This window comes from Endozoicomonas ascidiicola (genome assembly GCF_001646945.1).
Lineage (GTDB): Bacteria > Pseudomonadota > Gammaproteobacteria > Pseudomonadales > Endozoicomonadaceae > Endozoicomonas > Endozoicomonas ascidiicola.
On the sequence record NZ_LUTV01000007.1, the window covers coordinates 17,769 to 44,639 of the forward strand.

Here is a 26,871-nt window from a genome sequence, read left to right on the forward strand (position 1 = left end):
TTTAATTACACCCGGTAGAGGGTGTCGCAAAACTCTCAATCAGCTCGTTCCTATGCTCCAGCGTGGGAATCCATATCCCAAATATCAGGGTTTCCGACTCCCACGCAAAGCATGGGAGCCAGGGTTGGAGGTTTTTTCGACACACTCTGGTAGTGTGTAGCAAAGTAAAAAATGAGAGATACAAAAATTTTATAAAAATGTGCTGCATTTACTCATTTCAGCGAGAATGACAGCCAGTAAACTTAATAGAGTTGGGTGTATTTTGCGTAGGCCAAATACTATGCATCAGAGCCTACAAAAAGCTCAAGGTTCGGGCTGCCCGGCAAGTCCGAGTAGTAAGTTATTTTCCTGCCATAGAGAAACTCTGATGCCATCTACATAGCTTTCGTACCGTTTCAAGCTAGCCATAGGTTCTGGCAGCAAAGACTGGTAGAAGGTATAGATGCGGTTGTTCTGACGGTTTCGGAGCTTCAGTTGTGCCGCAAGCTTACCTTGAATACTGCAATAACGACCACCCAACAGTTCCCACTGATTGCTCGGCAGATATTTTGACCCGATCAAAGGAAAACCCAGTTGAGAAAGGTAGCCAGCCACCTGATCCAATTGACTGGACTGAACTTCCATGGCCATCTGTTTGTTATGGTTGTAGGCCACTTCATTAACAACCTGTTCTGTCAGGTCGTTGAGAATCATCACCGGCGCAATGATGATAACGGTTACCATCAGTACAAGCACAGGTGCCAGCAGGACAGAAGGTCGTTTGAATAAGCGTAGCAATGCCGAGAATTTCTCCCGCAGACCGATGGTCATTGGTACCGTTTTAATAGACGATTGTCGTGTTAGTAATATCTGCAGCTGATCTTCCGACAACTCGTGATTAGAAAAATGGTCTTTAAGAGCCTGGGGTAATGAGATTTTGTCTTCAGGTCTCATGGAGCACTCTCCTTATATCCGTATCAAGCTGTGTCCTGAGTTTCTTTTTCAAGCGGTGTAATTGAGAAAGAATGGTTCCCCGTGGCTGTGAGCGCATGGTGGCAATTTCCTGTGCAGTGTATTCTTCCACAGCCCATAGATAGAGTAGCTCTTGTTCATGGCTGTCAAGCTGCTTTATTAACCCTTCTGCCATTTGCTGGTGAATTAGCAGATCATCAGGTGATGGCGTATCATCCAGTTCTGTGTTGGCCTGCTGAAGTTGTTCATTAACCACCAGATGCATGCGCTGATGCCGAGCCTGATCAAAAAACTGATTACGTATGGTTCGCATCAGATACGCTGAAGGCTCTCGTACATGGTCGTCCGATTGAAAGTTCGATCGGCGAAGATAACGTTCAACTGACTGTTGCAATAAATCAAACGCCTCATCACTATCACGGGTCAGGGCGATGGCGTAGCGGTAGAGCTGGTTAAGTAATGCCCTGTCCATGGCAAATGTCCTGATATTATCGAAAAATATACCGCTTACTTCGGGTTAATAAATCCTGCGCAGTAAAGGCCATACCACCACCAGCTACGAGCAAAGCAATGCCTGCCGCTATCAGAGCGAACTCCCTTTTAATACTATTCAGGTTTGCAATGATGCTTTTATCCATAGTCAGTTTCTGCAACATATAAACTAACATCACAGCGACTACGCCAACACCGGCAGCTCTTACCAGTGCAGGATTGCCAAATACAAGAAGCAACCCGATGACGGCCAGCAGCCACTGAGCCGTGGCAAATGAAGGTACCTTATGGAAGCCTCCAAAGAAACCACCCACAATAAACGTCACGCCCAGCGAAAAGCGCAGCAATAATCCCAAAGACTCCCAGCTAATCGTGACCGTATGAGGAAATAGTTTGTTATCCAGACTACGAACGCCTGCTCCAAGGTTAAATAACACAAACATCATTCCGGACAGGGTGATATCACGGATCTGTACAAATATCGCCGGTGAGGTATAGGTTTTTACATCAACCTCAACACCGGGCACTGTGTGTACCGGCAGAGCTACCACAAAACTCCATAACAGGAATCCATAAAATAGCGCCAGAGGGCGAACCATAAAGCCGACAATCAGAAAAAAACCAGACACCAGTTCAAAGGCTGAGAGTGTTGTTAGGAATCCTGATGGCGTCAGTAGCGAACCATCACTGAACAGGTAGGCCTGAAACAGGGTATTAATATAGCCTGCTGTGCCCATGTAGTTCGCCACCATCCCGTCATGAGTGGTGCTGTTGAGCAACAAGCTCAGCTTGGAGAGCCCACCGATAACAAATAGCAGCCCCATGCCAACTCTTAAAAAGCTGGCAATTAAGGCCGTCTGATCCTGCGTATTGTTCGCCATTATCCGATTCATCAATGTCTCCGTTTTCTATGATACTCATTCCATTGAGTACCTTTGCATATGAAATCGAATTTTCTGCTTATTGAGCCAGAATATCAGTGTTCATATGCTGGGGTGCTTAAAAGTAAGACGAACGAGAAACAATTTTGATTGCAAAAACAGAGCATAATATTGTCCGCACTGAGCTTGACGACGTATCGAAGTGCGGAGGCGCCATCTTTCTACGTCGCACAGAATGAATGGAATACGTCAAAGCTAATGATACGGGCTCTTAGTTTGAATGATTGAAGAGGGATCTTCTCTGGTGTGGCCAGAGAAGATGGTTTTTGAGGGTGTAATAGATTTGCCGTGTAAAAAATCAGGCTTAACGGATATTTAGAAAGGAAACTTCTTGCCGCCGCCGGGAGGCATCATACCACCAGCGCCGCCCATTCCACCGGGAAGCTGACCTTTCATCGAAGACATGCCGCGCATTAGCTTGTTCATGCCGCCTTTTTTAGTCACCTTCTTCATCATCTTGCTCATCTGTTTGTGTTGTTTGATGAGTCGGTTGATGTCTTGAATCTGTGTGCCGGAGCCGCCGGCAATACGTTTTTTCCGGGAGCCGTTCATGATGTCCGGATTGGCACGTTCCGCAGGGGTCATGGAGTTGATGATGGCTTCCATCTGAACAAAGATTTTATTGTCCATCTGGCCTTGCATTTGCGGCGCCATGCCACCCATGCCAGGTAGTTTGTCCATCATGCCGCTTAAACCGCCCATCTTCTTCATTTGTTGAAGTTGATCGCGGAAGTCTTCCAGGTCAAAGCCTTTGCCTTTTTTCAGTTTGCTGGCGAGTTTATCGGCTTTGCTGCGATCCAGTTTGCGCTCGGCTTCTTCGATCAGGGAGAGAATGTCGCCCATGCCAAGAATACGAGATGCGATACGGTCCGGATGAAAAGGTTCCAGAGCATCGGTCTTTTCACCCATACCAATAAACTTGATGGGTTTACCAGTAATCTGTCGTACGGATAGGGCGGCACCACCACGGGCATCACCATCGGCCTTGGTCAGAATGACACCGGTCAGTGGCAGGGCGTCACCGAACGCTTTCGCTGTGTTGGCCGCGTCTTGTCCGGTCATGGCGTCAACCACGAACAGGGTTTCGATGGGGTTGATCGCACTGTGCAGCTGCTGGATTTCCGTCATCATATCGTTATCGATATGCAAACGACCGGCGGTATCCACAATCAATACATCGGCGTGCTTGATTTTGGCTTCTTGAATCGCACCGTTAACGATGTCGACAGGTTTTTGGTCAATGGAAGACGGGAAGAAATTAAGCCCGGTTTCCTCAGCCAGCGTTTCCAGCTGTTTGATCGCTGCCGGACGATAGACGTCGGCACTGACCACCATAACGGATTTCTTCTGGCGTTCTTTGAGCCATTTACCCAGTTTAGCGACAGATGTTGTTTTACCCGCACCTTGCAGACCAGCCATCAGAATAACGGCAGGCGGTTGAGTGGCAAGGTTCAGTTCGTCGTTGGACGAACCCATCACTTCGATCAGTTCATTCTGAACGATCTTAACAAAGGCCTGACCAGGGCTGAGGCTGGCTTGAACTTCCTGGCCAACTGCCCGCTCTTTGATCCGATTGATAAATTCTTTGACAACGGGAAGCGCAACGTCCGCTTCCAGCAGCGCCATGCGCACTTCGCGCAGGGTGTCTTTGATATTGTCTTCGGTCAGTTTCGCTTTGCCCGTGACGGTTTTTAGCGTACGGGAAAGGCGTTCGGTTAAGTTCTCGAACATTCTGGGAATTACCCTGATCAGATATCTATGCCGGCAGCGTTGACTGGCGGCGCAAAATAAATGCCATTATATAGCAATACGTTGCCCGCCGTCAGTGGGTAGAGAAAAGTTATACGGGGATTGGTTTGTTGACCAGTTTGATCAAGCGAATTGCAAGCAGCAGTGCCGCTAGCGATAAGCCGGTGATAATGCCGACCCAAAAGCCTGTAGTGCCAAGAGCGGGGATGATCCAGTCGGTCATGGCGAAGATGTAGCCCATTGGCAGGGCAATGCCCCAATAGGCGCCGCAGGAAAGAATCATGGGCATATTGGTGTCTTTATAACCACGCAGTGCGCCACTGGTGGAGGCCTGAAGTGCATCGCTGATTTGGTAGGAGGCAGCGAGGATCAGCAAGAACATGGCGCTTTGTTTGATGGCTGAATCGGTGGTGTAAAGATTCACTATGGATTCACGGAACAATAAAATACAGGTTGTTGAGATGCCAGCCAGTGCAATTGCTGTGATGACGCCGCTGATTGCCCGCTGTTTGGCTTCCCATGTGTTTTTCTGCCCGAGAGAAAAACCGACTCGAATGGTAATGCCGAAAGAGAGGCTCATGGGAATCATGTACGTCATGCTGGAGAAATTCAGGGCAATCTGGGCGGCGGCAATATTACTGGCGCCCAGTTTGCCAATCAGTAGGGCAATGACGGCAAAGATGCTGCCACACATGCAAATGCTAATGCCGATGGGCAGGCCGAGGCGAAGCAGTTCTTTGATTCTACCCAAGCTTGGCACCATCTGTTTGAAGTCAACCAGATGAGCATAGCGATGATGAAAACGGATATAGGCAAACATAAGCAGTGACATCAGCCAGTAAACCAGGCTGGTTGCCCATCCACAGCCAACGGCACCCATGGCCGGAAAACCAAATTTGCCATAGATCAGGACGTAGTTGACCGGGATGTTAATCAGTAAGCCTGCTACTGAAATCACCATCGGCGCACGGGTGTTACCCATCCCTTCCAGAAAACTGTTCAGGGTATAAAACAAGGCTATTCCCGGCAGGCCAAAAGCCAAAGCATTCAAATAGCCTACTGCTGTAGGAACCACTTCTGGTGCCACCTTCATATAATTGAGGATGGTTTCACCGTTGTTCAGATAAAAAGCCAGTGCCAGCACAGACAACAAAGCAATCCAGACAGTTTGTGCCAAATCCGCGGTGATACTTTTTTGATTGTTGGCTCCTCTGTGATGAGCAGTGACCGGCGTCAGTATCATCAAGGTACCACGGAGAAGCAAACTCGCTGGCAGCCATAGGCTGCTGCCAACGGCGATAGCGGCAAGATCGGCAGCACTGGCTTGGCCTGCCATGGCGGTATCCACAAAGGTCATGCCGTTGGTGGCCAGCTGGGTAATGATGATCGGTAAAGACAGCTGAAGCAGGGTTTTGGCTTCAGCGGCTAAATAATGAAGAGTAGAACTTTGGTTTTGCATTTGTATCAGTATACATGCCAGTACTTGACCCGGGCAGAAAGGGAGGGGGACACAGCAGGGCACGGCCTTGAGCGGCGCGGATATTAACAGTCTTGGCGTTAAATAGTAAGTCAGGTTTGTTTCCCATTCGGGAATATGACAAAATTACAATGATTTTATCAGCCCCTGATGGGCGTGCTTTTCGAATTAATTATTATAGGCTTATTGAATGAGTGGCTTTCTGGTCAGTATGGGGGCGCTTGGTAGCTATCTGGCTGGCTCTGTTGGGCAGGGACTGCGAACCACCGGTCGCGGTTTTCCCCGTTGGTTGGTTCTATTACTGACGACGATCGGTGTCATCTTTCACGCCTTGTCTCTTTATGGCTCAATTCATTCCGGAGAAGGCATCAATCTTGGTGTGTTCACCATGGGCTCTCTAACCGCCCTGATGGTGACATTACTGGTGTTGGTCAGTAGCCTCAAAAAGCCCTCAGAAAGTTTGTTGATTCTTATTTTACCCATTTCTATAGCAATGATTGTCCTGGCGATTTGGTCGCCAGCGGAACATATTGTCTGGAATCCGGCTCCTGAGATGGTGGCTCATATTTTATTGTCCGTGATGGCTTATGGGGTTTTGATGGTTGCCGCTTGCCAAGCTGTGTTGCTTTCCTGGCAGGAGCATCAACTCCGAACTCATCGACATACCATGAAAACCCTGCCGCCTTTGCAGACCATGGAAAAACTGCTATTTGAGTTTCTCTGGCTGGGCGTCTTCCTGTTAACGCTGTCATTGGGCAGTGGTTTCCTATTTCTTGAAGACATGTTTGCCCAGAAGCTGGTGCATAAAACGGTTCTGTCGCTTATGGCCTGGGGGTTGTTTGCCACGTTGCTGGTGGGACACTGGCGTTTTGGCTGGCGTGGGCAGACAGCGGTTCGCTGGACACTGGCGGGTGTCGTTTTTCTAGTGCTGGCCTATTTTGGTTCCAGGCTGGTGCTGGATTGTGTGATTTCAGGTCAGTCCTGTTTTCAATAATGCGTTTGAGATAAAATAATTAGACTCGTAAATCCTAAAGGCATACCTTTTTGAGTGAAGCTCCCCTTAGCGTTCTGGTTGGCGCACTGTTTTTCCTGCTGTTGTTCTCTGCATTTTTCTCCAGTTCTGAAACCGGGATGATGGCCATCAACCGCTATCGCCTTCGTCACCTTGCCCGTAAAGGTAATCGAGCAGCCAAAAGAACCAGTGCACTTCTGGATCGACCTGATCGGCTCATCGGTGTGATTCTGATTGGTAATAACCTGGTGAATATTCTCGCTTCAGCCATTGCCACGATTATCGCTATGCGCATGTGGGGTGACAGCGGCATTGCTATCGCCACGCTGGGCTTGACCTTTGTTGTGCTGATTTTCGGCGAGGTTACACCAAAAACCATTGCGGCCATGTATCCAGAGAAAGTGGCTTTTCCTTCATCACTGGTGTTAACGCCGATGTTGAAGATTCTTTACCCGGTGGTGGCGCTGGTCAACTGGATCTGTTCCTTGCTGATGCGTCCATTTGGTATACGACCAGGGCAGGAAGGTGAAGATTATCTTACCAGCGAAGAGCTTCGAACGCTGGTGAATGAATCCGGATTAAGATTGCCCACCAAGCGTAAAGGCATGTTGCTGGGTATTCTCGATCTTGAAAAGGTGAGTGTTGATGACATCATGGTGCCCCGTAATGAAATCAATGGCATCGATATTGAAGACGGTATTAAAGACATCATTCACCAGCTCAGAGACTGTCAGCACACGCGAATGCCCGTCTATCGTGGTGATGTCAACAATATCGTTGGTATGCTTCATATGCGTAAAATCGCACGACTTCTGACGTTGGAAGAAGTGAATAAGGCAACCTTATTGCAGGAAACCATTGAGCCTTACTACGTTCCGGAAACCACACCACTTCATACTCAGTTATTTAACTTTCAGAAAGCCAAAGAACGCACGGCGCTGGTGGTGGATGAGTATGGCGATATCATGGGTTTGGTAACACTGGAAGATATTCTTGAAGAGATTGTTGGCGACTTTACGACAGATGTCTCCGACAGCAGTCAGGAGATCACCCCTCAGGGCGATGGCAGTTATATCATCGATGGCTCTGCCTCCATTCGTGATGTGAATAAGCTTCTGGGTTGGGAATTACCAACTGATGATGCCCGCACCATTAATGGTTTGATCACTGAAGAAATGCAGGTGATTCCCGATGCCAGTGTTTGCTGGAAAGTGAAAAATTATCGTTTCGAAATTCTGCAGGTGAGAGATAACCGGATTAAAAGTGTTCGTATGTTTCTGGCGGATTAATTGCTGTTACTGAGCAGTTCTGGTGAACTGCTGAGCAAGCCGATACGTAAGTGATGAAAAGGTAATCAGATAAAAAGGTTTTTTCATGGGATCGGTTTACAGCGGATGTGGTCTTTTTCTGCGTTTCTTGTGTCTAACGCTTGCCCTGATCATCAGTCAGCCACTGTTCAGTGCTGAATCCTCTTCTTTAGATCATTCTTGGGAAAGCTGGAAGCCCGTCGGTTCTTCCTCTTTATGGTGGGGGTTATGGCATATCTATGATGCCAGATTATTTACTCCGGACGGGCAATACAACGAAAACCAGTGGTTTGAATCTTCGGTTGCCTTGGTTATTGATTACAAACGTAACATTAAGAAAAAGAGTTTGCTGTCAGCGACGGATGATCAGTGGCGCCACTTGAACTATTCCAAAGCACTTCGACGTCATTGGTTGGCGATACTGTCGCCTTTTTGGCCTGATATTAAAAAAGGCGATCAACTGGTCTTTGTGATCGAGGACGAGAAAGGGAAGTTCTACTTTGGTCATCAATTTATTGGGCAGGTGGATGATCCGGCTCTGTCCAGAGCTTTTTTGGAAATCTGGTTGTCAGAAAATACCGCTTACCCAAAACTGAGAAAGGGGTTGATCGGGTTAGCCGCTGATGATTAAGCCCTTTGCCTTAGGTAATGGCTGTGAAACTGAGGCGCATCCAGAGCGATGTCGGCATCCAGAGTAATGTTCAGAAACTCAACCAGCATCACTGCTGTCAAACCCCAGATCAGATAATCCTGATAATAAAAGGAAGGCATCATGTAATCCTGATCCTTCAGTTTCCAGTGGTTGAAGGTGATGTGACTTTCATCCAGAAAATAACGGACTGGCACTTTGAAAATTCGATCCAGTTCATCCATGTTGGCTTTCAGTGGCGTGTTGGCATCAATGATGCCAATGATGGGAGTGACTTCCAGACCAAAGCGCGAAACCACTGAGCCTGTCTGGCCAATGACACGAACCTTTTCCATCGGCAATCCAACTTCTTCGTAGGACTCGCGAAGCGCAGTATCGATCAAGTCTTTGTCCGACGGGTCTCGTTTGCCTCCCGGAAACGCGACTTCGCCACTGTGGGTGCTCATATGGGTTGCCCTGCGGGTAAATACCAGCTCGGGTTCTGGGCTGTCTGTTATTGGTATCAGTACTGCCGCTTCGGGAAGTTGTGTGCCAACTATTCTGGGCTGATGGTGATTCAGCCGCTCTTCAACCTGTTTTAACATAAGGGTAACTTCAGGCATCCTGGCCAAGGGCTTGGATCTATATTAAGAAGCTGCAGCGGATTTATCCAGTATTGAATGAGCACTTGGGGAATAAAATGAATATTCAAATGTACCAATCAGTGTCAAGCGGAGATGGGTCTAAGGGAGAAGTGATTTAATAACGCATAAATAGGTGATCACATGAAGTTATATTTTCTGACTCCTTGTTCAAACACTTGTCAGCGTTGCAACTCTGGTCACACAGCTTGCTATGCTTCCGTCGTTAAGCGTTGTCAGGTACCTGCCCAATGAACCAGAAATATTCGATTCCAAATGATCACCTACTTAGGGTAGGGGCAGTTAGAAAAATACCAGGTAATCCGTTCATCCTGAACCTGTCGAAGGATGGTTGCACCGCACTTCGACAGCCTCAGTGCGAACGGTGGTAGGTTTTCCAATGCCACTTCCCTTAGCACCTACAAACGTTTCATCGGGTTTCTCATCTATAAGGTTGCTTTGAGCTAGAAACTGTCGCACAAGGTAGCGAGCGAAATCCTTTTGCGACAGTCTCTAAACGGCTTAGCCGTTATACTGAAAATAACGCGTCTGAAAGGTCTATAAACTGTATGTTATTTCTATCTTGCACTGCTTTTAAAGCCTGCATCTGGCTATCTGTAAATGCTCCTTCAGGATTCTCAAGAATATCTTGGGCCAGTTTCTTAAGGAAAGTGGTTAACCCTGCTTGGTTATTTTCTATACGGTTAAAATTGTTATGGGTAGAATCATTTGCGCCAAAGGCAAATCCAATGATAAGAGGGATTGGGCTGGCAGGTAGAGAAATCAATCGTCCCGCCAGTTTACCAGTAGCATAGCCAAGATGCAGGCCTGCTGTCATTCCGTAATGTCTGGCAGTATCAAAAACCTTTCCTGCTGTTCCCGCTTTTACTAAACCACAGCACTCACCAAGCTTGATTAATAAGGAAACAGGTGCCGTCGCCAGCGTGCTGACCGTACGGCCGGCAAAAGCGATTATAGCACCTACTGTACATGCTGTGGCTGTGGTGACTACGTCAGAGAGTATCCTGGCGTAATGAAACGCTACCTTGCCGGGGTAGGAGATGTAGCGTTGGAATAAGGATTTTTTTTGGGGCGCGTTAACATCAGCGGGAGGTGTAGGGTTGATAAGTGCTATTTGATTAGCTGCTGGTTTAGAAACAGCTCTTCCTTGGTGATTACTTTTGCCGGTGTCAGTAGGTACCTTTAGTGGTTTGCTTGTATCAAAACATGCTGGTAGAGGAATTTGTTTAGCATTAGCGTTGCCAGAGTGAGGGTTGCCCTTCCTATCTGCTGGTTTATTAAGTGGAATTTTCGTATCAAAAAAAGCCTGTGAATCGACATTTTGGCTAATTGTTAAGGGCAAAGGAGAGGATGCGTTCATGAAGTTAAATCTCGATGTATTAAAGTGGCCGGATATTGTGAGTCATGTTTTTCCTTGAATCCCTAACTAACCAGTTAGTAGCACTAACGTTTTTTCTATAGGTGTTTCCATGAGAAACGAACATTGCACCGGATTCGACTGCTGAGTCTGTGCGTCAGCAAGCAAGTAAGGTTGGCATTACGGTAAAAAGGATTTAATTTCTTAAGATGGTTTTTTGCTGTTATGGGGTTTGTTACTCTGGAGATAAGCCGTTGCGAAAGCGCGTCAGAAAACAGGGAGTAACAGCTAATGATCGGGTCCGCCATTCGATATTGCAGTGCCTGTGGTCATCAGACCCGAAAAGAAGTGCCGGAAGGTGATCAGCGAGAACGGGATGTTTGTGATCATTGCCATACCATTCATTATGTAAACCCCCGGGTGGTGACGGGCTGCCTGCCGGTCTATCAGGGTAAGGTGCTGTTATGTAAGCGGGCGATTGAGCCCAGAAAAGGTTTCTGGACGCTGCCGGGTGGTTTTATGGAGTTGGGTGAAACCATTGAGCAGGGTGCGCTTCGGGAAACCTGGGAAGAGGCTTGCGCCAATGTGACCATTGAATCACTTTATATATTGTTTAATGTGGTTCATGTCGGGCATTTATCGGCCTTTTTCCTGTCGACGTTGGAACGTCCTGAATTTGCACCGGGAGATGAGAGTGAGGAGGTGGCGCTGTTCTCCGAAGAGGAAATTCCCTGGGATGCATTGGCTTTCTCAACTATCGCTACAACGTTGAAATATTACTTTTCTGATCGCCAGTCAGGCGTATTCCCCATGAGAATAGAGGCGGTTAATCCACCTGCGGAGCGGAGGGATAGGTAAGGAATACCGGGGTTATATCAAAAGCGGGCACCTCATAAGGGTGAGCATGTCGTAATGCCTCAATCACCTGTTCAAGATACTTTTGATGACAGATGAGCTCCACTTTCCAGGTTTCTTCCTGATGCACGACACCCTGGGATCCTGAGAACGGTTGACTTCCCGCCAGGGCACGAAATTGTCCGGTGCCTGCGGTTTCCCAACAACATTGATCGTAATTGTCGTAGTGACCGGCACCGGCAGCAAACATAGCATCCTTCACAGCGTTAACGAATCCGGTAGGAATCATCACGCAGATTTTGTAAGTATCACTTTGCATGTTTGACGCTCAAGTTTCTTCATGGTTTACACTTTCTGCATCATAACCAAAGCGATTGATTGCTGGTTGAGCGTACATTTTGAGAAACCCTTGGCGGTGGGCTTCCGGGCAGCTTTCCAGCCGGTTGGCGAACTCGCTTCGTTTTTTCTTGGTATTAATGTTGGGGAATAGCGACTCAATTGCATTTTCGGTGCTAAACGAATCCCCTTCAAGGGTTTCCAAAGCCAGCAAGTTGGATGGCTGCAATTGGTAGTTATGATGAATTTGCCGGTCTACTTCCCGAGCAACGTCACCGGCATCATTAAAACTGTCCGTCAGTGGTTGTCCAAAGGCCACATGAACGTGGCCTTTGAAACCTTCAATACCCGTCACGATGCTTCGTAAATCCTCATCATCTTCTTTTTGATAATGGCCGGACTCTGTTTTTTCGTACAGTTCTCTCGCTTTATTGATGTCACAAGGATCGTATTCATAGGAAATAGAAACCGGCACAAGATTAAAGGATCGAATATTGTCAGCAAAGGACGTGGACTTATTTTTCTTGCTCAGGTTGAACATTTTGATGATGGCTGGGTCGGTACGGTCATTGCCATCCTTTGCTCGACCTTCGCTTTGAGCAATCCATACGGGCTGACCTGTATCAATGCAGTGGTGTATGTAAGCGGATAGGTTTTGAAAAGCCAAAAACTTTTCCCGCCGGCCGGTGACAGATCGTTTCACAATAAAGCTTTTATTGAGTCGCATCAGATCACTGACGAAGGGGCGGTTGATCAGGTTGTCACCAATGGCGATCTGACAGGTTTCCATACCATTCTGATAGAGCGCATAGTTCACCAGTGCCGGGTCGAGAACAATATCCCGATGGTTGGACAGGAACAGGTGGGCTTTATCTTTATCCAGTTTCTCGAGGCCTGAGAAGGTGACGCGGCTGGTGGTTGTTTTAATCACCCGGGTGAGAAATGGCTCGATTAACCCTTGGAAAGCATGCACATCATCTATGTGACGAGTTTTGTACTTAAGTGCAATCGATGTCAGCCATTGGGTTATGGCGGGCAATAGGCGAGCCAGTTTGGGGTAGCGGTGTTTTGCCAGAACATCCAATAAATCCGGATCCTGAAGTAAGCGGTTCAGGGTTTGACGGACTTCATTGTCAAAGTAAGGGCGGATATCGTCAAAAGCTTCCATGGGCGCGCGTGTTCACAACAGTTCAGGCGGATAACCGGTGGAGTATATCCATTCATTTTTTTGTGGTCTGTATAAACACTGTCGCTTATTGTAAACACGATGTGTTTTACACCGTTTCAGAGTCTGACATAAAATACAGTGCAACTGGAATATAAATACCACAAAACAGAGGTTCATCATGTCCAAGCGAATTGACGGAATGATTGGTTGTTTAATGCTGGTGGTTGCCCTTGGGGCAAATCAGGCAATAGCGACAGAGTCTGAGCAGAATTTTCAAGTGCGTCTTGGGGCGCTGGTTGAAGTTGCTCAACTGGGCGGGCTGGACAGTAGCTTATCCACGGTTGAAACGCTTCAGGAAGTGGCCCGTAAGGGAGATCAGGCAACTCGGGCAGAGGCGCAACTCTTGATCGGGCGGGCTTATCGAGATGGCCTGGCGGGTACTGGCAAGAACAGAGATTTAGCGTTTACCTTCTTTGAGCAGGCCGCAGGGCGGGATGGGCTGAATGCGGAAGCGCAGTATGAGCTGGGACGAGCCTACCTGAATGGCGAAGGTACGGATCGTAACTTAATTGCCGCTTATATGTGGACAGAGCTGAGCCTTCATAAAGACAATCCGCTGGCGGGACAGGCAGAGATACAAAAGCAAACATTAATGGGCATGCTCAATGAACAACAGCGTGAGAAGGCCGGTGAATTAGTCACTCAGTTAGAAACGTTGTATCTGAAATGATTCATATCTATACACCGGCGACCTTGATTGAAGGGCAGTGTCTGAAGGATATGCTGCACAGCAAACGTATCCACAGCCATCTCTCAGGCGTTGACCTTACCGGTGCTATGGGTGAGCTGCCGGCCATTGGATTGCTGGGGCTTTATGTTCCGGCAGAGGATGCGCTTCTGGCAACGCAGCTGATTGATGATTATCTCTCGGCAACCCCCATATTTGACGAGCCCTGATCATTATCATGTGTACACGTTATTCATTCAATTTGGCAGAAGTTGATCTGGGGTTTCTCGGGTTGGGCACGTTTTCTGTTGACAACCCATTGCAGCAAATCGCGCCCGGACGACAGGTCTGGATGATTCGGCTAGATAAAAAAAAACGTCCTGAGGCAGCTCAAGCCAAATGGGGGTTAGCGCCATCCTGGCTGGATAACTTTGCAAAAGCTCAGGCGAATGCCAGGGTGGAGACCGCCAGTCAGCTGCCAATGTTCAAAGAGGCATGGCATAAAAGGCGCTGCCTGATTCTGGCAGATGGTTATTTCCAATGGCATCACAGCCCTGATCAGCGGCGCCAACTCTGGAAAATTAACCGTCAAACGCAACCCTTCATGCTGATGGCTGGCCTTTGGGAGCGCTATCAAGTAGACGACACTCTCAGTTTTGAATCCTGTGCTGTGTTGACGATGCCCGCCACTGAACAATTATCCGTACTTGGTGAGCGAATGCCTGCTGTGGTGAATAATGACGATGCACTGGCATGGTTGGAAGGCGGTGCATTTGATGTGAGTCGGTTCTCTCTCCCGCTAATGAAGAATGCCTTCAATTGCCAGAGTTTGGTAAAGCGTTAGGTTTATATCTGGTTAGAACCTGCTCCCAAAAAGATCCACATTTACTGAGGCCTTGAAGCATCGTTGAGACCTCTATCCGTAGTCCGTGATCCGTGGTCCGCAAAAGCGCGAGTGGCTCCAGCTTTTTCGGACAACGTTAATTGAAATGTGGATGTTATTTCAGGGCAAATCCTTAGCATCAAACGCCATGCAGTAACTGAGTGCTGGTCTATCCTTAGCTTTCTTTGCCTATAGCCTTGAAATGACCAGTGCAGTTTTCCATCAGAAAAAAAATTATATTCTTCACAGTGGTGCCGGTAACCCTGCTCTATAACCTGCTGTTTGGGATTCATCTTTACTGTTCCCTCCAGCAGTCTTCTCACGAAGTAGCTAAAGGACTGGTTGAGCAGGTTTGGCACAGTGCGGATAAAATCGGTAGCCATATTCAGCTAGTAATGAATATGGCCTCGTTGATGTCCGATATGCTGACAGAGATCCATTCATCGGATCAGCAAAAAATTAATGCGTACCTGCAAAATTTTATAGAACGGGATCCTTTGCTTCGTGGCGCTGCTTATGCTCAATGGGATGGTCAGTATCATCACTGGGATATTTTGAGGGCCAACAGGATTGACGGTAAGGTTCTGTTGAAGGAAGCCAAAGAGCGATCGCTTTTTCCATTACAGCTACTGTGGGCGAACCCGAATGCAGACAGCGATGGTATTTGGACGTCTCCCCGGGGCAGCGCTAAAGAAGGTTGGTTGGTCAGTTATATTATTCCTATTAAATCCGAATCGGGTTTGCAGGGGTATTTTTGGGTTGATATTAATTTATCAGACTTTCGACATCATCTTTTGGATGCAGAATCAGAAACTGCGAATTTTTCCATTGTGAACAGTGCTGGAAAGTATCTGCAAACGGACAGTGAAACCCCTAGAAGGCATGCACTTGACACGATCCATGAGAGTCAATTTTATTATGGTTCCCCGGGGATGTGGAATGATTTGGAGGATTTGATTGCCCGGGGTGAGCCCGAGTTCAGAAATAGATGGGTACCGGCTCGTCATCATGAATACTGGTTAATGGGGGCGCCAATCAACCCGGTATCCTGGTGGATGATCAGTTATGCTCCCAAAAAAGTGGTGCTGGCCTCTGTGCTTGATGATGCTCAGATCAATGCGCTGTTAATGATGCTTTCCCTTGCACTCATTTTTTCCTGTGCCAGCCTGGTATCGGTCAGAATTACACGTCCAATCGTTCGATTGAAAAGAGTGATGGATGATTTTGCTTTCCGGCAAATTAAACCATCGATTCAAAAATTCAGCGAAGATGAAATTGGCAGTCTGACTGAAAGTTTCCAGCAGTTGGCTGACCGTTTATGTGATCGTGAAAAAGCACTGCATCAAGCGAGAACGAATAATATTGGCCACCTCCTTGGCAAGGTGAAAGGGAAGTACTTCTATTTCAATCTTAATAAAGAGGGGTGCGTGACTCATGTCAGTCCGTCCATACTGGCAATTCTTGGGTATTCTCAACAGGCTTTCCTCCGACCGCTAATGGGATTGCTGGAAGGGCAGGATAGCCAGTATCGTTTTCGTCAGGAGTTTCGGGAGGTGATGGCGGGATGTGGTGATCATGCTTTTGAGCTGGATGTACGACACATCGATGGCAGTGTGCGGCAGCTGGAAATTTACTGGAGTGACATGGGGGATCTTCCGGGAAGACAGTATCAGATCGAGGGGCTGGCTCATGATGTTACTGATCGGGTCAGTGATACCCGGAAATTTAAGTTGCTGCTGGACAGTGCACCGGATGCCACGGTGATCGCGACGCCGGAAGGCATTATCAGTATGGTGAACTCAAGAGTAGAAGCCTTGTTTGGTTATCATCGGGAAGAACTGGTGAATCTGCCTCTGGATATTCTCACGCCCATTGCCAGCCGCTCCCGGCATCCACTGCTGAGCGATCTGACCAAAGCCAGCTGGGAAGCGCTTTGTCTTGAAGGCTTTGAGTCGGAAGCGGTAAATAAAGAGGGCAGGGTCTTTCCTGTGGAAATCACCAGTAACCCCTTGCGAATGGACGACGGTCTCCTTATATCCATGGTTATTCGGGATGTGACTGAAAGCAAGCGAATAAAGGATGAGCTACTGAGCGCTAAAGAGGCTGCAGAGCGGGCGAATCTCGCCAAGGGATTATTTCTATCCAATATGAGTCATGAGCTTCGAACCCCTTTGAACGGAATTCTGGGGAATGCTCAATTGCTGCTCAGAAACCCTGACGTGCACAGGGCTCAACGTAAGAGTTTGAATACGATAGAAGCCAGTGGGCAGCATTTGCTGTCCTTGATCAACGATATCCTTGATCTGACGAAGATCGAATCCAGTGAGATTGAGTTGCATTTCTCGGCGGTTGATCTGAAGGCATTATTAAAAGGTGTACAAAGTATCTTATTAGAGAGAGCCAACAGTAAAGGGATTGATCTACGGTTGATTATTGAGCCATCACTGCCTGATATTGTGATGCTCGATGAGATAAAAGTACGACAAGTGTTGCTTAACCTGATCAGTAATGGTGTTAAATACACATTAAATGGTTGGGTGGAATGCCATGTTTCGATCGCTAAGGCGCAGTTGTATTTTGCGATTTGTGATACCGGTGTTGGCATTGCTGCCGGTGATTTGGAAGCAGTATTTGAGCCCTTTCGACAAATACACCTTGATTATCAGATGGGTGGCACTGGCCTTGGGTTAGCGATCAGTCGCCGATTGGTTCTGGCAATGGGAGGCCAGCTTGAGGTTGTCAGTGAGCCCGGAAAGGGGAGCCGTTTTTCATTTACCCTGCCATTGGTGCCTGGCAGTCATGAAGGTGGGAAGCGGGTGAGTGAGTCTCCTTATACCTCAGGCTATACATCTCTCGACAGCAAGTGTCAGCAGATTATGGTGTTGGTTGTTGATGATGTCAGTAGCAACCTGGAAATGCTCGACGCTTTACTGGTTTCTGCTGGCTTTAATGTTATGACTGCGCGCAATGGGGTTGAAGCTGTCGAATCAATCAAAAACACCCATTTCGATCTGGTGATGATGGATATTGCGATGCCAGTGATGGGCGGTGTAGAAGCAATAAAGCTGATTCGAACATTGCCTACCGCCGGTGATCTTAAAATTATTGCGGTAACGGCCAGTGTTAGCCAGGGGGCTAGAAAACAGTTGCTTGGTCATGGGTTTGATGAATACATTGCTAAACCAGTGGACGCAGGTGTTATGTTTGAGAAAGTCGGAAGGCTTCTGGGGGTGCAGTTCATTGGTGATGTTTCGGAACCATTTGAAACACCCGAAGTATGGAATGAAGAGTGTGTCTTGTTACAGCTAAAAGAAAAGAGTGTATTTTCTGATACCGTTATTTCTCTTTTTGATCAGGGCGATTTAGAGCAGTTAAAACGCTATCTGCTGAGTTTTCAACAGGACGACAGCTTTCAATATATTGTTGGGTTTATATTGTCGCTTATTAGCGAAATGGATATTGCCAGATTGGAGAATTTTATCCGTCGGCTCTCTATAACAAGAGTCTAAAACAAGAATCTGAAGCAAGAGTTACTGGAAAAGACTGGCTTCAGAAAAATCTGAAGCCAGTGGTTGTTATCATTGTCTACGACGTTGTCCAAAATAGATCAATAATAAAAGTAGAAACGCAGGAATCCAGACCAATTGTTTTGGTGGGCGTTCTGCCGCAACTTCAAGCTTTAGGATCTGCCAGTCAAAATCGATACCGACTTTTTGAGCCTCACTGTTAAAGTCCACCATATCGATGATCAAATCATCATCATTCAGTAGAACTTCGAGACCCATGTTGCGGAAGCGATCATCAGCGAGGCCTTTATCGCCTGCGGGCAGAATGGCCATCTGCGTCACCTGCCGGCCTTCCAGTGTTTCACCAGTCACCCAAAGCCTTGCTCCAGCCTGATCGGGCAGGGCTTCAACCTGTTCGACAATGGCGGCTCCTTCGTAGGTGTTATACGGCGGATAGACTTTATCCCACCAGAAGTCCGGGCGGAAAAGTGTAAAGGCAATTAGCAGCAGGCCAAGGGTTTCGTACCAACGGTTTTTCACCAGCCAATGCCCTTGTGTCCCAGTGGCAAATACCAGCATGGCGGCAATCGCTCCGAATACAATAATGATGAGCTGTGGAATGCTATCAACCCCGATCAGCAACAGCTCCGTATTAAAGATAAACATAAACGGCAGAATCGCGGTTCGAATATCGTAAATAAAACCCTGAATACCGGTTTTAATCGGGTCTGACTGAGCAATAGCAGAGGCGGCAAAGGCTGCCAAACCCACAGGCGGCGTATCGTCTGCCAATATGCCAAAGTAAAACACAAACAAGTGCACAGCAATCAACGGTACGATCAGGCCGTGTTGAGCACCTAAAGTGACAATGACCGGCGCCATGAGCGTCGAAACCACAATGTAGTTTGCCGTTGTCGGCAGACCCATACCCAGAACCAGACAGATGATGGCGGTAAACAACAGCATCAGTATAATGCTGCCGCCAGACACCCACTCTACAAACTCGGTCATGACCAGACCAATCCCAGTCAGAGTTACTGCGCCAACCACAATGCCAGCAGTCGCCGTTGCAACACCAATGCCGATCATATTTCGTGCACCGGTAGTCATACCATCAATCAGATCAAAAAAGCCTTCCTTCACATGGGTGATGGTGTTTTCTTTTCGGAACCAGTCAATCAATGTCTTATGGGTCAGGGTGATAAAGATCATCACCAGTGTCGCCCAGAAGGCAGACAGGCCGGGAGAGTAGCGTTCAACGGTCAGGCACCACAGAAGCACCACCAAAGGCAGAAGATAGTACAGGCCGCGTTTGATGGTTGGCCCGGGTATCGGAGTGCTGCGAATTTCATCTTCAATGTTGGTGATCAAATCGGGCTGGGCTGCGGCAATCTTCAGAAGCACAAGGTAGGCACCCAAGAGGGCGACTGAGATAATCCATAAGGCGTGATCACCCATATATTGCTGAGTCCAGCCAACCCCGTAATAAACCGCAGCGCCCAGTACACACATTCCGGCAAAGGTGCCGGTAAATGACATTAGTGCCTGTGTTTTGGTGCGGGTTACGCTTTTGGGTAAACCCTGCATGCCTGCTTTTAATGCTTCCAGATGCACGATATAAAACAATGCGATATAGGAAATCAGCGCTGGCAGAAGCGCATGGCGGATAACATCGATATAAGAAATACCAACGTATTCCACCATCAAAAACGCAGCGGCGCCCATAATAGGCGGCGTCAGTTGTCCATTGGTGGACGCAGCGACTTCAATAGCCCCCGCTTTATGGGCAGGAAATCCAACCTTTTTCATCAATGGAATCGTAAATGTGCCCGTTGTCACCACGTTGGCAATAGACGAACCTGACACGATACCGCTGAGTCCTGAAGAAACCACTGCCGCTTTAGCCGGTCCGCCTTTCAGGTGGCCGAGCAGTGAAAAGGCAACCTGAATAAAATAGTTACCCGCGCCAGCCTTCTCTAATAAAGAGCCAAACAGAACAAACAGGAAAACAAAGCTGGTGGACACGCCCAGAGCAACGCCAAATACGCCTTCTGTCGTTATCCAAAAATGGGACAGCGCCTTGTTAAGGCTGGCACCTTTATGGGCAATAACGTCTGGCATATAGGGGCCAGCAAAAGCGTAAGTGATAAATACCGCGGCCACGATCATTAATGGCGGGCCTAGTGCTCTGCGGGTCGCTTCCAGTAATAACAGCATACCTGTTGCAGCGGTTATCAGATCCAATGTAATCGGGGCGCCGGCACGGGTTGCCAGTTCTCTGTGAAAAATATACAGATAGGAGGCGCAGAAACTGCCGGCTAGTGCAAACATCCAGTCCGTTACTGGCACTTTATTAGAAAATGAAGTCTTTCTGGCCGGATAAGCAATGAAAGCAAGAAAAATGGCAAAAGCCAGGTGAATGGCTCGAGACTGGCCATCATTAAAAATGCCGATGTTGAAAATATACGGCAGTGGTGAAGCATTCCATAGCTGGAAGAGAGACCAGATCAGGGCGATACCCAGCAAAATGAATTTAGCCGCCCCCTGAGGTTGCCGCCCACCCTGTTCGGATTGGTTGACGATTTGTTCAGCAGAGTTTGCTGGCTCTGAATAGGGTGATGAGTTCAGCTTATCGCTGTTGAGTGTGTCCATAAACTACCTGTTAATACTGACGATGAGAAAGTACCTGCGAGCGTACGTTCTCTTTTTTATGACCTTGTCCAAAGGAGGAAATCGATTTATTGGTTGTGCTTAAATTCTGCAATCGCTTCCTGATTCAGTGCTGTTAATTGCACTACAGAAGTCGCTTTTAGAGTTCAGGCAGCACTCGTTAAGGAACAACTGTTGACTACGAATATAATCAGGCTTCTGAGCCATGTGTGACTTCGGACTAAGGGAAGTGGCATTTAAGAAAATACCAGCACCCCGTCATTCTCGCGAAGGCGGGAATCCACCACGACAGTGGATCTCCGCCTTCGCGGAGATGACGCCGGTATAATCCTCCTTTCCAGTTCCCTAAGTTGTTTTTTTATTCAAGGTTGGAAAAGCGACTATGTAAACAGCCGCTTTATAAAGCACGATCAGAGAAGACCGGCTTCTTTGTAGTAACGCTTGGCGCCTTCGTGGAGAGGAACGCTCAGGCCGTCAGTGACCATTTGTTCTTTCTGCAGAGTGCCAAAAGCCTGATGCAGTTTCTTGAAGGTGGTGAGATCTTCAAACACGGCTTTGGTTACTTGATAAATGGCTTCATCGCTGGCATCGGTCGATGTTACGAAGGTCGCAGCAACACCAAAGGTTTCAACGTCCTTATCATTGCCAGCGTACATACCGGCTGGAATGGTCGCGGTGCGATAGTAAGGGTTGTCTTTGATCAGCTGATCCACTTTGTCGCCGGTCACACTCACCAGAACGGTGTCGCAGGAGGTGGTGGCTTCTTTGAAAGAACCGGATGGATGGCCAACCGTGTAAACAAAGGCGTCAATCTTGTTGTCGCACAGCGCTTTGGCATGTTCAGCCGCTTTCAGCTCGGAGACCAGAGAGAACGCACTGTGATCCCAACCATAGGATTCCATCAGCAGTTCCATGGTGCCGCGCTGGCCAGAACCTGGGTTGCCGATGTTTACGCGCTTGCCTTTCAGGTCTTCAAAGGTGGTGATGCCGGCATCTTTTCTGGCCAGAATGGTGAATGCTTCCGGGTGTACAGAGAAGATAGCGCGCAGCTTTTCATTGGCGCCCTGTTGCTCAAAAGCGCTGGTGCCGCGATAGGCGTGATACTGCCAGTCGGATTGAACGATGCCCATGTCCAGCTCACCGGCACGGATGGTGTTCAGGTTGTAAACAGAACCACCGGTGCTTTCAACTGAACAACGGATGCCGTGTTCTTTGCGGCCTTTATTTACCAGGCGACAAATAGCACCGCCAGTAGGATAGTAAACGCCAGTAACACCACCGGTGCCAATGGTCACAAATTGCTGGTTGGTAGCAGCGCTGGCCGTTGAAGATACAGCAGCGAAACCGGCCCCCAGAATGGCAAGTCCCAGTTTTTTGAAAATGGTCATTGTCAGTCCTCGTTATTGTACTTTTATTACCATGGGATAAAGCCAGAGAGTTAATAAAGTACCCCTGACTTTTGCACACGGCTGTTTTTTTATTCAGTCCGGAAAACTCGTCATGAGTTGTCCGCTCCCCCTGACTGATTGTGACGTCTGAATCCAGAAGGAAGAGATACAGACATTGCCTGTTGGACTATCCCAGTTGAGTGGATAGTCCTGATGGAGGACTGGAATGCTAACACAGAAGAAAGGTGATTTCTTTGATTTGCGTCTCTTGTTCTCGGTATACGCTTATGATAGTGCGATAAATACAATCCGCTTGTGTTATTGGCAGCACTTTTTGTATTTCTTGCCACTGCCGCAAGGGCAGGGATCATTTCTTCCGATCTTCTGGAAAGGCTGGTTTGGGTAAATAAAATACCACCGTCCGTTTATTTTACTGAACGATGAGCACTCCTGATGAGCATGAACGGGGCCATCTTCGTCTTCTCGAAATGAGGCTTTGAATTCAACAGTGCCCGAAGTGTCGCTTTCCTGCCCTGCCTGTGTGTCTAGAATTTCCAGCTTTTGCCACAAGGTGTCGGGTGTTTGTTCATACACCTGTTGCTCTTTCAGAGCAGCTTGTTGTTCCGGGTGCGTGGTGGCAATCAGGTATGGGAAGTCGTTCAGGGTGTAGGCGGTATACCTCGACCGCATTAACTTCTCAGCGGTAGGGGCTGATAGGTTTTCCAGATATTGCCCGCAACACGCTGCCATTGTTTGTTGGGAGTCGCAGGGGCAGAGAGATTCAGTGACTGTTTGTTTCATGTTGTTTGGTTCATACGGCTGAGTTCAATGAAATGGGCTGACGAAACGAAGAATCATAACGTAAACAAGTCGCTGTATAAAAAAAGATCTCTATTATTTGATGTGTATCAATACGCATTTGATCAAAAAAACGGTAACTTATATGTACATATACCTAGCCAAGTAAGAAGTAATGGAAGTCAGTGCCGACGAGATTGAGGATTTACTCTATTGGACCCTGCAGCAAAGCTGGCCGGTAGAGGAGCATCTCGTCAATTTTGCCATCCGGCAAATCGGTTACGTTAATAAAGGTGGCAACTGTGGCATCAGTTATCCTGGGTCACCAAGGTTTCCGACGTTACAGCCAGGGCAGGTAGCGGTGCAGCACTGGTCTTCTGGTTCAGTGTTGGCGGTGAGCGAAGTGGCTTACCTAAAGACATTGCAACAATTTTTGGTAGATCGTGGAGAAGGTGAATGGCTGGCAGAAATGCCTGAGCCTGAGTCCCGCCGCAGACAATCTCTGGTTCTGGAGCTTTCTGGCGTGACAGACGCTTATCGCCTGACGTCTTACCTTAAGCAGCACTTGGGCGTATTGACTCACCTTCAAGGGCTTTCGGGAATCAAAGGCGCAATGATGGACGATCGTCTTTCCAATATGCCAGAAAGCCTTGTGATTGAAGGTCTCGGTTTTATTGAAACATTTTTGCCTTATAACTCTGTTGAGCTGCAAGAAATGTTTGCCGACTATCAGCGCGCATTTCCGTGTCGACAGCTGTCATTGCAGCTGGAAAGTCCATCGGGTGTTGGGCAGTTTTTCTAATCCTCCGTTCATTTTTTTCGCTCAACGCCTCTGCTCTGTGGCATCTACCGGTGGTAACTCCCGACATATTAGATACAATCATTCAGAGTTGAATACTTTATTGATAGTCCCCCAGAGCGAAACGCGCAGTGCTTGATGAGCCCCAGAAAAAAACAATCCAGAAAGCGTACAGCGCATTTCTTGAAAGCAAGAAGCTGAAAGCCCGCAGTGGGCAGAAGCAGATGATTGCCGAAATTGCCCGGGCCCTTGGCGATATTAAAACCGACAGCGAAGGCAATCGCATCTCTGATCCATCCGTCACCGTGATTGAGGCGGGAACGGGCACCGGTAAAACCGTGGGTTATGTGTTGCCATCGGTGGTGATGGCGCAGGCGGCCAAGAAACGTTTGGTGATTGCCACGGCAACGGTCACGCTGCAAGAGCAGGTTATTAATAAAGACCTGCCAGACATTATTCTCAAAACCGGGCTGAAGTTTTCCTACACCCTCGCCAAAGGTCGTGGTCGTTACGCGTGTCTCAGTAAACTGGATCGTCTGCTGCAGGAAGAAGAAGCCACTGCTTCTCTTATGGATATGTTTGCGTACGATGGCTTTACTCTGGAAAGCGATCAATCGTCTCTGGCACTCTATCAAAATATGCTGGAAGCCTTTGCTGCATCAAAATGGGAGGGCGATCGTGATAGTTGGCCTGATGCCCTGGAAGATCAACAATGGCGAACCATTACCACCGATCACGCTCAATGCAGTGGTCGACGCTGTGGCTTTTTCAAGAACTGTCCTTTCTATAAAGCCCGGGCGGATCTGGAACATGCCGATGTTGTGGTGGCAAATCATGACTTGGTGCTGGCGGATCTTGCTCTGGGTGGCGGTGCTATTTTGCCAGAACCCAAAGACGCTATTTATGTGTTTGATGAAGGCCATCACTTGCCGGACAAAGCCATCGGTCACTTTACCTGTCAAACCCGCGTCAAAGGGACGGCCACCTGGTTGGAACGTGCAGGGCGGAACCTTCAAAAGATGTTGAGTCAGCAGGCGCTCCCCGGTGACCTTGGTGAACTTCTGGAAAGATTGCAGCCGGAATTTGACTCTCTGGTCAATGCGCTGGGTCACACCCGCGAAATGTTGCACAGCATTGCGCATTTTGAGCCCAGAACCCAGTTTACGCCGCAAGGTGAAAGTCAGGTTGCCCATTACCGTTTTCCGGAAGGGGTTATCCCGGAAGAATTGCGCCAACAGGCAGAACGGTTGAAGGCTGGCTTCAGCAAATGCAGCGGGATGCTGGAAAAAGTTGCCAGTGCATTAAACGATGCAATGGATGGTGATGTGCCCGGTATTGATCGCTGGCAGGCGGAACAATTGTATCCGGAAATTGGCGGCATGCTCTCCCGAATGGAAGGGCACTTTCAACTCTGGCTAACCTACACCATGAAAGACCCGGAAGGTGAACCGCCATCAGCCCGCTGGTTGAAATGGAGTGAAAACAGTTTTGGCGAAGAGCTGGAGGTGTTCAGTAGCCCGATTCTCTCCTCAAGAACGCTTTGGCAAACCCTTTGGAATCCCGCTTACGCAGTGATTGCCACATCTGCAACACTGGCCGCATTGGGAAGCTTTAGTCGTTTCCGTATGCGCTCCGGTGTGCCAGCAGAATCCAAGTGTGTGATTGTGCCCAGCCCGTTTCTGCATCAAGAGGCCGCCTCGCTGGTGGTTCCTGCCATGTTATCGAACCCGAAAAATGCAGAAGAGCATACGGCCGAACTGGTTGAGCTGCTGCCCGACCTGCTTAATGAGACAGATCACCCGAGAGGGTTGCTGGTGTTGTTCTCATCCCGCCGGCAAATGAAAGATGTGCATTTTGGCATGGATGCAGCCCTGCAGGATAACATTCTTTTGCAGGACGATTATTCACGACAGGAGTTGCTTAAAAAACACCGTCAGAATATTGATGACGGAAAAGTCAGTATTTTATTTGGGCTTGCCAGTCTGGCGGAAGGTATCGACTTGCCCGGCCATTACTGCGAGCACGTGATTATCGCCAAAATTCCCTTTTCAGTTCCTGATGATCCAGTGGAGTCTGCGTTGTCGGAATGGTTGGAAGCCCAGGGGCGTAATCCGTTTATGGAAATCACGGTGCCGGATGCCGCGATTCGTTTAATACAGGCCTGTGGTCGTTTATTAAGAACGGAGCAGGACCGGGGCAGAATTACACTTATGGATCGTCGTTTGGTCACTGCTCGTTATGGTCAGATGATCCTCAACTCTTTGCCGCCGTTTAAACGGGTGATTGAGTCGGGTTCCATTGTCTGAACTTACTCCGAAATGCAGAGGCCAGAATCAGTAAGTACGTACATAGTGGACTTCCCGGAATAGTTGAGCTGGTAGAATTTATAGTTGCCTTCGATCACGGTGTTGTCAGGAGAAGTTATGTAGCACGTTGCAAAACTTCCATCGGGAAACCCTTTGCTGAATGCATTTTCAAAACAAGTTATTTTGGCGTCGAAAGATTCTATGTCAGTTAATTTGTTGTGAATTTCTTTTAGCTCTTCCGGCAGGCGATCCGGGTGCGATTGGTATACCTGATGCAGGTCCTCATTGTCAGTATTCACATAATAATCAGTATTTTTGGGGTTGAGTCTCTTCCAATATGAAATGAGCCTGAACGGAGCCCTTGTTTCCAAAATGAAATGAGCCTGTGATTTCTGATCTTTCGTCCAAAATTACTGGATGAAAATCATAATGGACACACGGCTCATCAAATCGCTCCAGCAGGTGGAGGAGCTGCTTCAGGCTACACCGCAGATACAGCCTGGTTGGAAGTCAAAAGACGAGTGCTATCAATGGATTGCAGGCACTCTCAAACACTTTCGATACCGCACTCTGAGCAAGCCTGAGAAAGGGCTGATCAAACGCTATCTGATCGTCGCTTCAGGCTATTCCAGGGCGCAAATAACCCGGCTAATTAAAGAATACCTGAATCTGGGGCTTCTCAAGCGCAAACAGCGGACAACGAAGGGGTTTGAGACAAAGTATTCCAAGGCTGACATTCGCCTTCTTGCCGAGACTGACCGACTTCATAATGGCCTGAATGGGCCTGCAATAAAGAAGATCTGTGAGCGAGCATATCAACGTGGAGATGGTCGCTATAAGCGACTGGCTGGCATCTCTG

At 48.1% G+C, this 26,871-nt stretch carries 23 protein-coding genes; 11 read left to right on the plus strand and 12 right to left on the minus strand.

Features of this window, described 5'->3' with window-relative positions:
* Positions 1-303: 303 nt before the first annotated feature.
* From AKL11_RS19250 to AKL11_RS19270, 5 genes are all read right to left on the minus strand, one after another.
* On the minus strand, positions 304-933 hold the full coding sequence (locus AKL11_RS19250; RefSeq protein WP_067520673.1) for a hypothetical protein: 630 nt from the start codon (positions 931-933) through the stop codon (positions 304-306).
* A complete protein-coding gene (locus AKL11_RS19255) occupies positions 923-1,423 on the minus strand; it encodes an RNA polymerase sigma factor (protein WP_067520676.1) in 501 nt (166 codons plus the stop codon). The genes AKL11_RS19250 and AKL11_RS19255 overlap by 11 nt, the downstream gene beginning before the upstream one ends.
* Before the next feature lie 16 nt (positions 1,424-1,439).
* Positions 1,440-2,336, minus strand: a complete 897-nt coding sequence (locus AKL11_RS19260; RefSeq protein WP_067520680.1) for a DoxX family membrane protein — start codon at positions 2,334-2,336, stop codon at positions 1,440-1,442.
* Positions 2,337-2,699: 363 nt separating this feature from the next.
* Positions 2,700-4,115 (minus strand): signal recognition particle protein, encoded by a 1,416-nt coding sequence (gene ffh / locus AKL11_RS19265; RefSeq protein ID WP_067520683.1) that lies wholly within the window; start codon positions 4,113-4,115, stop codon positions 2,700-2,702.
* 109 nt (positions 4,116-4,224) lie between these two features.
* Positions 4,225-5,592: an MATE family efflux transporter gene (locus AKL11_RS19270; RefSeq protein WP_067520687.1), complete on the minus strand. Its 1,368-nt coding sequence runs from the start codon at positions 5,590-5,592 to the stop codon at positions 4,225-4,227.
* Positions 5,593-5,800: 208 nt separating this feature from the next.
* On the opposite strand from AKL11_RS19270, the gene AKL11_RS19275 reads away from it, so the two are divergent.
* From AKL11_RS19275 to AKL11_RS19285, 3 genes are all read left to right on the plus strand, one after another.
* Positions 5,801-6,604 (plus strand): cytochrome C assembly family protein, encoded by an 804-nt coding sequence (locus AKL11_RS19275; RefSeq protein ID WP_067520691.1) that lies wholly within the window; start codon positions 5,801-5,803, stop codon positions 6,602-6,604.
* A gap of 50 nt (positions 6,605-6,654) precedes the next feature.
* Entirely contained in the window at positions 6,655-7,911 is a 1,257-nt protein-coding gene (locus tag AKL11_RS19280; RefSeq protein ID WP_067520695.1) for an HlyC/CorC family transporter, read from the plus strand.
* Between the two features lie 85 nt (positions 7,912-7,996).
* A complete protein-coding gene (locus AKL11_RS19285) occupies positions 7,997-8,560 on the plus strand; it encodes a chalcone isomerase family protein (protein ID WP_067520699.1) in 564 nt (187 codons plus the stop codon).
* Here AKL11_RS19285 and AKL11_RS19290 read toward each other — a convergent pair.
* Entirely contained in the window at positions 8,557-9,162 is a 606-nt protein-coding gene (locus AKL11_RS19290; protein WP_067520703.1) for a CoA pyrophosphatase, read from the minus strand. The genes AKL11_RS19285 and AKL11_RS19290 overlap by 4 nt on opposite strands.
* 565 nt (positions 9,163-9,727) lie before the next feature.
* On the minus strand, positions 9,728-10,579 hold the full coding sequence (locus AKL11_RS19295; protein ID WP_067520707.1) for a hypothetical protein: 852 nt from the start codon (positions 10,577-10,579) through the stop codon (positions 9,728-9,730).
* 288 nt (positions 10,580-10,867) lie between these two features.
* Here AKL11_RS19295 and AKL11_RS19300 point away from each other — a divergent pair, with 288 nt between their 5' ends.
* Positions 10,868-11,434 carry an NUDIX hydrolase gene (locus tag AKL11_RS19300; protein WP_216636607.1) on the plus strand — a complete coding sequence of 189 codons (567 nt, stop codon included), beginning with the start codon at positions 10,868-10,870 and terminating at the stop codon, positions 11,432-11,434.
* Here the strand turns inward: AKL11_RS19300 and AKL11_RS19305 are convergent.
* Complete coding sequence (locus AKL11_RS19305; RefSeq protein ID WP_067520711.1) at positions 11,403-11,750, minus strand: YqfO family protein; 348 nt, start codon at positions 11,748-11,750, stop codon at positions 11,403-11,405. The genes AKL11_RS19300 and AKL11_RS19305 overlap by 32 nt on opposite strands.
* Positions 11,751-11,759: 9 nt before the next feature.
* Entirely contained in the window at positions 11,760-12,935 is a 1,176-nt protein-coding gene (locus AKL11_RS19310; protein WP_067520715.1) for a 1-acyl-sn-glycerol-3-phosphate acyltransferase, read from the minus strand.
* 178 nt (positions 12,936-13,113) lie between these two features.
* Between AKL11_RS19310 and AKL11_RS19315 the strand changes: the two genes are divergently transcribed.
* From AKL11_RS19315 to AKL11_RS19330, 4 genes are all read left to right on the plus strand, one after another.
* Positions 13,114-13,665 (plus strand): tetratricopeptide repeat protein, encoded by a 552-nt coding sequence (locus tag AKL11_RS19315; protein WP_067520718.1) that lies wholly within the window; start codon positions 13,114-13,116, stop codon positions 13,663-13,665.
* Positions 13,662-13,892 carry a hypothetical protein gene (locus AKL11_RS19320; RefSeq protein ID WP_067520721.1) on the plus strand — a complete coding sequence of 77 codons (231 nt, stop codon included), beginning with the start codon at positions 13,662-13,664 and terminating at the stop codon, positions 13,890-13,892. Before AKL11_RS19315 ends, AKL11_RS19320 begins: the two co-directional genes overlap by 4 nt.
* Before the next feature lie 8 nt (positions 13,893-13,900).
* Positions 13,901-14,506, plus strand: coding sequence for an SOS response-associated peptidase (locus tag AKL11_RS19325; RefSeq protein WP_067520724.1), 606 nt, complete (start codon positions 13,901-13,903; stop codon positions 14,504-14,506).
* Between the two features lie 248 nt (positions 14,507-14,754).
* Complete coding sequence (locus tag AKL11_RS19330) at positions 14,755-18,054, plus strand: ATP-binding protein (RefSeq protein ID WP_067520729.1); 3,300 nt, start codon at positions 14,755-14,757, stop codon at positions 18,052-18,054.
* A 69-nt stretch (positions 18,055-18,123) separates the two neighbouring features.
* Here the strand turns inward: AKL11_RS19330 and AKL11_RS19335 are convergent, their stop codons facing one another.
* The 3 genes from AKL11_RS19335 to AKL11_RS19345 form a co-directional block, all read right to left on the minus strand.
* Entirely contained in the window at positions 18,124-20,703 is a 2,580-nt protein-coding gene (locus tag AKL11_RS19335; protein ID WP_095210541.1) for a TRAP transporter permease, read from the minus strand.
* Between the two features lie 428 nt (positions 20,704-21,131).
* Positions 21,132-22,109: a TAXI family TRAP transporter solute-binding subunit gene (locus AKL11_RS19340; RefSeq protein WP_067520732.1), complete on the minus strand. Its 978-nt coding sequence runs from the start codon at positions 22,107-22,109 to the stop codon at positions 21,132-21,134.
* 318 nt (positions 22,110-22,427) lie between these two features.
* Entirely contained in the window at positions 22,428-22,910 is a 483-nt protein-coding gene (locus AKL11_RS19345; RefSeq protein ID WP_067520735.1) for a YchJ family protein, read from the minus strand.
* A gap of 172 nt (positions 22,911-23,082) precedes the next feature.
* On the opposite strand from AKL11_RS19345, the gene AKL11_RS19350 reads away from it, so the two are divergent.
* The 3 genes from AKL11_RS19350 to AKL11_RS25740 all read left to right on the plus strand — a co-directional run.
* Positions 23,083-23,709 (plus strand): hypothetical protein, encoded by a 627-nt coding sequence (locus tag AKL11_RS19350; protein WP_067520739.1) that lies wholly within the window; start codon positions 23,083-23,085, stop codon positions 23,707-23,709.
* Positions 23,710-23,837: 128 nt separating this feature from the next.
* On the plus strand, positions 23,838-26,012 hold the full coding sequence (gene dinG, locus AKL11_RS19355; RefSeq protein WP_067520742.1) for an ATP-dependent DNA helicase DinG: 2,175 nt from the start codon (positions 23,838-23,840) through the stop codon (positions 26,010-26,012).
* Positions 26,013-26,441: 429 nt separating this feature from the next.
* A partial coding sequence (locus AKL11_RS25740) for a hypothetical protein (RefSeq protein ID WP_216636826.1) occupies positions 26,442-26,871 on the plus strand: 430 nt, incomplete at its 3' end.

Excerpts from the sequence above, each read along its gene's own strand:
- AKL11_RS19290 (WP_067520703.1), bottom strand. The coding sequence starts at position 9,162 with ATGTTAAAACAGGTTGAAGAGCGGCTGAATCACCATCAGCCCAGAATA.
- ffh (WP_067520683.1), bottom strand. The coding sequence starts at position 4,115 with ATGTTCGAGAACTTAACCGAACGCCTTTCCCGTACGCTAAAAACCGTC.
- AKL11_RS19335 (WP_095210541.1), bottom strand. The coding sequence starts at position 20,703 with ATGGACACACTCAACAGCGATAAGCTGAACTCATCACCCTATTCAGAG.
- AKL11_RS19305 (WP_067520711.1), bottom strand. The coding sequence starts at position 11,750 with ATGCAAAGTGATACTTACAAAATCTGCGTGATGATTCCTACCGGATTC.
- AKL11_RS19320 (WP_067520721.1), top strand. The coding sequence starts at position 13,662 with ATGATTCATATCTATACACCGGCGACCTTGATTGAAGGGCAGTGTCTG.
- AKL11_RS19285 (WP_067520699.1), top strand. The coding sequence starts at position 7,997 with ATGGGATCGGTTTACAGCGGATGTGGTCTTTTTCTGCGTTTCTTGTGT.
- AKL11_RS19340 (WP_067520732.1), bottom strand. The coding sequence starts at position 22,109 with ATGACCATTTTCAAAAAACTGGGACTTGCCATTCTGGGGGCCGGTTTC.
- AKL11_RS19250 (WP_067520673.1), bottom strand. The coding sequence starts at position 933 with ATGAGACCTGAAGACAAAATCTCATTACCCCAGGCTCTTAAAGACCAT.
- AKL11_RS19345 (WP_067520735.1), bottom strand. The coding sequence starts at position 22,910 with ATGAAACAAACAGTCACTGAATCTCTCTGCCCCTGCGACTCCCAACAA.
- AKL11_RS19295 (WP_067520707.1), bottom strand. The coding sequence starts at position 10,579 with ATGAACGCATCCTCTCCTTTGCCCTTAACAATTAGCCAAAATGTCGAT.
- AKL11_RS19275 (WP_067520691.1), top strand. The coding sequence starts at position 5,801 with ATGAGTGGCTTTCTGGTCAGTATGGGGGCGCTTGGTAGCTATCTGGCT.
- AKL11_RS19255 (WP_067520676.1), bottom strand. The coding sequence starts at position 1,423 with ATGGACAGGGCATTACTTAACCAGCTCTACCGCTACGCCATCGCCCTG.
- AKL11_RS19325 (WP_067520724.1), top strand. The coding sequence starts at position 13,901 with ATGTGTACACGTTATTCATTCAATTTGGCAGAAGTTGATCTGGGGTTT.
- AKL11_RS19350 (WP_067520739.1), top strand. The coding sequence starts at position 23,083 with ATGGAAGTCAGTGCCGACGAGATTGAGGATTTACTCTATTGGACCCTG.
- AKL11_RS19310 (WP_067520715.1), bottom strand. The coding sequence starts at position 12,935 with ATGGAAGCTTTTGACGATATCCGCCCTTACTTTGACAATGAAGTCCGT.
- AKL11_RS19260 (WP_067520680.1), bottom strand. The coding sequence starts at position 2,336 with ATGAATCGGATAATGGCGAACAATACGCAGGATCAGACGGCCTTAATT.
- AKL11_RS19315 (WP_067520718.1), top strand. The coding sequence starts at position 13,114 with ATGTCCAAGCGAATTGACGGAATGATTGGTTGTTTAATGCTGGTGGTT.
- AKL11_RS19300 (WP_216636607.1), top strand. The coding sequence starts at position 10,868 with ATGATCGGGTCCGCCATTCGATATTGCAGTGCCTGTGGTCATCAGACC.
- AKL11_RS19270 (WP_067520687.1), bottom strand. The coding sequence starts at position 5,592 with ATGCAAAACCAAAGTTCTACTCTTCATTATTTAGCCGCTGAAGCCAAA.